Source organism: Streptomyces sp. WELS2 (genome assembly GCF_013870595.1).
Taxonomy (GTDB): Bacteria; Actinomycetota; Actinomycetes; order Streptomycetales; family Streptomycetaceae; genus Streptomyces.
This window is the reverse complement of the sequence record NZ_JACBWZ010001340.1, coordinates 1-1,079: the sequence shown is the minus strand read 5'-3', so window position 1 is coordinate 1,079 and position 1,079 is coordinate 1. Positions and strand designations below refer to the sequence as shown.

At 74.6% G+C, this 1,079-nt stretch carries 3 protein-coding genes and 1 pseudogene; 1 reads left to right on the top strand and 3 read right to left on the bottom strand.

Features of this window, described 5'->3' with window-relative positions:
• Positions 1-366 (top strand): NAD(P)H-binding protein (locus tag H5J33_RS36205; protein ID WP_181798904.1); only part of this gene is annotated, 366 nt, incomplete at its 5' end.
• Positions 367-372: 6 nt separating this feature from the next.
• On the opposite strand, the gene H5J33_RS36200 is transcribed toward H5J33_RS36205, so the two are convergent.
• From H5J33_RS36200 to H5J33_RS38190, 3 genes and pseudogenes are all read right to left on the bottom strand, one after another.
• The gene (locus H5J33_RS36200) at positions 373-585 is read right to left on the bottom strand and encodes a hypothetical protein (RefSeq protein ID WP_181798902.1); all 213 of its coding nucleotides are present in this window, start codon (positions 583-585) and stop codon (positions 373-375) included.
• A 77-nt stretch (positions 586-662) separates the two neighbouring features.
• Positions 663-887: a hypothetical protein gene (locus tag H5J33_RS36195; protein WP_030641125.1), complete on the bottom strand. Its 225-nt coding sequence runs from the start codon at positions 885-887 to the stop codon at positions 663-665.
• Between the two features lie 99 nt (positions 888-986).
• Positions 987-1,079, bottom strand: a pseudogene (locus H5J33_RS38190) (SAM-dependent methyltransferase); the annotation flags it as partial.

Here is a 1,079-nt window from a genome sequence, read left to right as displayed (position 1 = left end):
GACGCGGCCGTACGCGCGCGCGTGCGCCGCTTCCTGGTGGTGTCCGCGATGGGCGCGGATCCCGCGCACCGGGGGGACGAGGTCTTCGACGCGTATCTGCGCGCGAAGGGCGAGGCCGACGCGTACATCACCCGGCAGGAGGCGCTGGACTGGACGATCCTGCGCCCCGGCGCGCTGACGGACGAGCCGGGCACCGGACTGGTCCGCATGGAGGCGCACACCGGGCGCGGCTCCGTCCCCCGCGACGATGTCGCGGCCGTCCTCGCGGAGTTGGTGGACACCCCCGCGACGGCCGGTCTCACGCTGGAGCTGATCAGCGGTTCCACGCCGGTGTCGGTCGCGGTCAAGTCCGTCGCAGGGAACTGAGCGGACTCAGAACAGGGGCAGCTGGCCGGGGAAGTCCGGTACGGCGTAGCCGTCCAAGGACGGCTGGCCTGCGCCCAGTTGCGCGTGCCGCCGGGACCCGGCGCAGGAGACGAGGTCGCCGTTCGCCCGGGCCCCGGGCGGGTCGTGGCGCGCGAAGCGGCCCGCGACGACGGCGATGTCACGGTGGCACACGGGACAGGTTCTGCGTCGGGAGGACATGCCGCCAGTGTGCCCGCCGGCACGCCGGGACACCGACCGGCCGTCAGTTCGCGTACCCGCGCATGTGGTCGGGGCGGTCAGGTCCGGGTCTCCGCCTCCCACCGGTCGGGGCCCACTCCGCGCCAGTCGATCAGCGGCGAGTCGGCGACCTCCTCCGGTTCGATCTCCAGCCCCGCCCGGCGCAGGAACTCCACGAGGTCCCGCACGTTGTGCGCGAGTCCGAGGATCTCGCCGTCCACCCGCACCCGGCGACCGCCGGTCGGGGACGGCAGGTGCACGATGATGGGACGCTTCCCGGCCATGGCTCCAGCATCGTCCGGACCACCCGGAAGCGCACGCCCGGCCCTTTCCCGGGGGCGCCGAGGCGGTGCCGGGCCCGGCGCTTCGACGCGTTCCGCGGCTCAGGGGCGGCGGGCCACGAAGACCAGCTCCCCGCCCGGTCTGTCGGGGGCGTCACGGAGCTCCTCGAGGACGTAGCCGTGCGCGAGCAGGTC